At 37.6% G+C, this 5,047-nt stretch carries 4 protein-coding genes and 1 pseudogene; 4 read left to right on the top strand and 1 reads right to left on the bottom strand.

The genetic code is table 11. The features are described from left to right. The first annotated feature begins 325 nt into the window (after positions 1-325). The 3 genes from V7149_RS24295 to V7149_RS24305 all read left to right on the top strand — a co-directional run bounded on the left by V7149_RS24295 (position 326) and on the right by V7149_RS24305 (position 4,210). Positions 326-1,699, top strand: a complete 1,374-nt coding sequence (locus V7149_RS24295) for a globin-coupled sensor protein (RefSeq protein ID WP_335348142.1) — start codon at positions 326-328, stop codon at positions 1,697-1,699. 142 nt (positions 1,700-1,841) lie between these two features. Continuing rightward, on the top strand, positions 1,842-2,540 hold the full coding sequence (locus V7149_RS24300) for an alpha/beta hydrolase (RefSeq protein ID WP_335348143.1): 699 nt from the start codon (positions 1,842-1,844) through the stop codon (positions 2,538-2,540). Between the two features lie 197 nt (positions 2,541-2,737). Next, complete coding sequence (locus tag V7149_RS24305) at positions 2,738-4,210, top strand: DEAD/DEAH box helicase (RefSeq protein WP_335348144.1); 1,473 nt, start codon at positions 2,738-2,740, stop codon at positions 4,208-4,210. Positions 4,211-4,249: 39 nt separating this feature from the next. On the opposite strand, the gene V7149_RS24310 is transcribed toward V7149_RS24305, so the two are convergent. Further along, on the bottom strand, positions 4,250-4,660 hold the full coding sequence (locus V7149_RS24310; protein ID WP_335348145.1) for a VOC family protein: 411 nt from the start codon (positions 4,658-4,660) through the stop codon (positions 4,250-4,252). A 187-nt stretch (positions 4,661-4,847) separates the two neighbouring features. Between V7149_RS24310 and V7149_RS24315 the strand changes: the two are divergent. Then, a pseudogene (locus tag V7149_RS24315) lies at positions 4,848-5,047 on the top strand (PH domain-containing protein); the annotation flags it as partial.

Below are 5,047 nucleotides of genomic sequence, written 5' to 3' on the forward strand. Positions count from 1 at the left end.
AATTCCAGATACAATAAAAGAAACGATAAATTCCTTCCCCATATGAAACTCCCCTTTACTTCACTTTTATCTCTTATACAAATGAAGAAGGTGAATGGTTCAAGAAATCAACAAATCAAGTTTAACATAGCTAATAATCTTAATATAACCTTTACAAAATATAAACGCTGTTTCAGGTTTTTTACATTATAATTATTAAGCTTAACTAATGAATTACCGATGAAATAACAGGGTGTCTCTCCTGGTATATTTTATTAAAGTCTTATTCATCAGTACAACTTTCCAAATATGTTTCGGATAATTTCATCTATAGGGGGAACATGAATTGATTGGTATTCCATTCAAGTCTTTAATAGCAAATGAAAAAGGAGCTCTGCGTTTTTTAAAAAGAAGGAATATAGAACAAGCAGAGGATCAAGAGGTATCATTTAACAAAAATAGTTTTGTTAGCAGCACTATTGATGAATTAAAAAACAGTAAAGAATATTCTCAACTATTATTTATAGGATTGTCAGACACGGATATTGAGAATCTTGTACAGATTCGTCCTATTATTGAAAAAAATGCTGAGGATATAGTTGATAACTTTTATTTGAAAGTACAAGCAATGCCTAATTTGTTTGACATTATCCAACAGCATTCATCAATTGACCGTTTAAAACAAGCGTTTGTACAGTATTTACTTGATATGGTCTCAGGGGAAATTGGAGAAAAATATGTGAACCGGCGGAAGAGTATTGGCCGTGTTCATAACCGGATAGGCTTATTTCCACAATGGTATTTAGGTGCTTACACACTACTTCAAAACGAAATCCTTTCTGTGTTAATGAAGGAAATCCATTCAAGTGAAAAGGTATTTACATACTATTCTTCATTTCAGCGGCTCTGTTCCTTTGACATGCAGATAGCAATAGAAACCTATATAGAATCGTATACTTCATCGATGATGAAGCTGGGTGAAATTGGAGAGTTTCAAGCCAGCTTAAAAGATTCCTCTGCAACTTTGGCGGCAAGTGTTGAAGAAACAACATCCACCATTGCTGATAAGGAAATTGTTGTGGAGCAAATGCGTGAAGAAATACTTGAGATTCAAGTTTCCTCTAAGCACATGATTACACATGTAGAGGAAGGCAAGCAAGATGCATCAAATGCCTTATCTAAAGTTGATCGAGTTGTCGAATTAATTGATACAACGAAAGCGCTAGCCAAGGAGCTCAGTGAAAGTTCAGCACAAATCGGACAGATAGTTAATTCAATCCGGGGGATATCTAACCAAACGAATATACTTTCATTAAATGCGGCAATTGAAGCGGCCCGAGCAGGAGTACATGGAAAAGGATTTTCAATTGTAGCACAGGAAGTAAGGAAGTTGGCTCATCAAACAGAAGACGCTCTTGATCACATCCAAGGACAAATTAAAGCGACACAGATAACGATTGAAAAATTTGAAAATAGCTTTCAATATATTGTGGGAGAAATACATATGTTCAGGGATGCTAGCGACAATATTATTAAGATTTTAGAAAAATCCGTTGACAGTGTACAATTGACAGACAAAAGAATCGGTCATTTCAGTGATTATGTGAACGAATTCAAAAAGGCGTTTGCTGATATTTCGATTGCTTCACAAGAAATTGCCAAAATGGCTGAACAATTGAGTGGAATGAATCATGAATTAGCTGATAAGTTTAACAGCTAAAATAGGATTTTATTGTAAACCTTTGTGCAAGTGCGTAAGGCTTGCTTTTATTTCATTAATATTTGCCAAAGCAAAAATCAGCATGGCTCCGAGAAATAGGTGTAAAATATGATTATCTACATTTTGGCTGGTGGTGATTTTTGTGATTGGATGTTTATGTATTCATGGCTTTACGGGAGCACCTTTTGAAGTAGAGCCGCTTGTATCCTATTTAAAGAAACGGACCAATTGGGAAATTGCAGTTCCGACACTTCCAGGGCATGGAGATACGTTAAGCTTAAAAGGGATTGAATATAAAAATTGGATCGAACATGCTGAACAGGCATTGCAGCAGCTTATTGAGAAGTGTGAAACTGTGTATGTCATTGGCTTTTCAATGGGCGGTCTGATTGCGAGTTACTTAGCTGTCCACTATCCTGTGACAAAGCTCGTGTTACTTAGTGCAGCGGCCTATTATGTAAATCCTAAGCAGCTGCTCTTAGATATTGGTGAGATGGCAAAAGACGCTTTTCGCGGTCGATTAACAGAAAATGAAATGTTTATGAGATATAAAAGAAAAATATTAGCTACTCCTATTACGGCTACGCTCCAATTTCGAAGACTTGTTGCTGCAATCAGACCGATTTTAGGAAAGATTGAAATCCCAACCCTTATCGCCCAAGGGGAGTGTGATGGTGTTGTTCCGCCAAAGAGTGCACAATATTTATACCACAGGATTGGGACCTCGGCGAAGAAGCTCATTTATCTTAAAGAGTCAAAACATCTCATTTGCCATTGTGAGGAAAGAGAAAATCTTTTTTCCGAAATTTATCACTTTCTATTGAAGAGAGAACCTGCTTAAAAAGGGTTCTCTTTTCTGCATTCATTGCAAACACCTTTATAAAATGATAAAATTATCAACAAAGTGCCAAAAGGAACTTCTCATGAAACCTGGACATACTCCTATTGGAGAATGTCTTTTTTCACTTTCAAGTAGGATTAATTGAATGTGAATATATACAGAAATTAGATTAGTTTTTTTTAGAAGGAGAGAAAACAGTGACAAAGTTTCAAGATCTGGGAATTAGCCCTGCAACGATGAAATCCCTGAAGCGAATGGGATTTGAAGAAGCTACACCAATTCAAGCGCAAACGATCCCGTTAAGCTTAGAAAATAAAGATTTAATCGGACAAGCACAAACGGGTACAGGAAAAACGGCAGCGTTTGGAATACCGATGATTGATAAAATAGATTATGAAAAAGATGTCATCCAAGGAATTATTATTGCTCCTACACGCGAGCTAGCAATTCAAGTATCTGAAGAATTATATAAAATCGGCTATGGAAAAAGAACGAAAGTATTAGCCATTTATGGCGGTCAAGATATTAACCGTCAAATCCGCGCTTTGAAAAACCGTCCACATATAATTGTGGGAACTCCTGGCCGAATATTGGATCATATTAACCGGAAAACATTGCATCTTGAAAATGTTCAAACTGCTATTCTAGATGAGGCAGATGAAATGTTGAATATGGGCTTTATTGAGGACATTGAAGCGATTCTTGCTCAAATTCCGGAGGAGCGCCAAACGTTGTTGTTCTCAGCAACGATGCCGCCTCCAATTCAAAGAATGGCTGAACGGTTTATGAAGGACCCGCAGATTGTACGTGTGAAGACAAAAGAGGTAACAGTTCCTTTAATTGAACAATACTATCTGGAAGTACAGGAAAGAAGCAAATTTGATATTTTGACAAGACTTCTGGATATTCAATCGCCAGAGCTCGCTATCGTGTTCGGACGGACAAAACGCCGTGTTGATGAGCTTGCAGAAGCATTAAACCTAAGAGGCTATAACGCGGAAGGCATTCACGGGGACTTAAGCCAGGCGAAACGCATTTCAGTTCTAAGGAAATTTAAAGAGGGCTCAATTGATGTTCTTGTTGCGACTGATGTAGCAGCCCGCGGATTGGACATCTCTGGAGTTACTCATGTATATAACTTTGATATTCCGCAGGACCCTGAAAGCTATGTACACCGAATTGGACGTACAGGACGTGCAGGGAAGTCGGGAGTGGCAATGACCTTTATTACGCCAAGAGAAAAGTCTTACTTGCAGGTCGTTGAAAGAACAACAAAAAGAAAAATAGAAAAAATGAAGCCGCCAACATTAGATGAGGCTCTTGAAGGACAGCAAAAAGCGGTTGTAGAGCGTATTCTGCAATCGGTGGAATCGAACAATCTTCAATACTATAAGCAGGCAGCAGAAGAATTACTAGAGCAGCAGGATGCAACGATTATTGTTCAGGCCGTACTAAAAATGCTGACGAAGGAACCTGACACAACTCCTGTTAAGTTAACGGAAGAAAAGCCAATGCCTGCAAAAAGGGAGCGCAGACAAGACGATCGCAGCAAATCTTACGGAGGCCAAAGAGGAAGACAGAGCGCGCCAGTAAGATCTCGCCAAGGATCTTCAGGAAAACGCTACAGCAATAATGGCAGCAATCGAAGCAATTTTAATAATTACCGTTAAGTTAGAAGAGAGCAATGCTCTCTTCTTCTTTTTTAAGGATTAAGCTTTTGTCATGTTTAAATCCCACGCGATTCCATAAGCATCCTTCACTTTTGCATATTTCGCTCCCCAAAAAGTATCTTGAAGCTCCATTAAAACTGAACCTTTATTACTTAAGCGGTCATAAACCTTTTGGATTTCATCTTCTGAATCGAACTCAAGAACTAACGAAATCTGATTGCCAATTTGAACATCGCCATCTGAAAAGGAATCGGAAGCCATAAAGAATAAATCATCTTTTTTAAATTGTGCATGCATGATTCGGTTGTCTGCATCTGGCGGAGTTGGGTAATCCGCATCGCCAAAGGTTTGTAAATTTAAAATCTCACCTTCGAATACTTCTTTATAATATTCAAGTGCTTCCCTTGCATTTCCGTTGAAAAATAAATAGGGTGTAGCTTGACCTTTCATAAATTTCACTCCTAAAATTTTGTCCAATACCATATTTCCCATTATAAAGAATGTTTAATCAGAGGCAAAGAACAAGTGTTCGACAAATGAGGAAGTTATTCATTTCAAGTTAGATAATTTTAGATTTTGAATCCTATTTAGTACTATTAACGTAATGATACTTAGCTCTAAGTTTAGGAGGTACCATATGGTTTTAGAACCGCAAAGAAGGATATCCGAAAGAGGATTAACAGTCTGGAGGATTTCCGGTGCAATTCATTCGTTTTTTTCATTATTGCTAGCTGGAGGGGTTATTGCTCTTACCATAATATTTAATTGGCCAATGTGGATGATTGCCGTTGCCCTTATATTATTTGCTATCGATATGTATTTAGTGATTATGCTCAT

The organism is Bacillus sp. JJ1503 (genome assembly GCF_036965125.1).
Taxonomy (GTDB): domain Bacteria; phylum Bacillota; class Bacilli; order Bacillales; family Cytobacillaceae; genus Cytobacillus.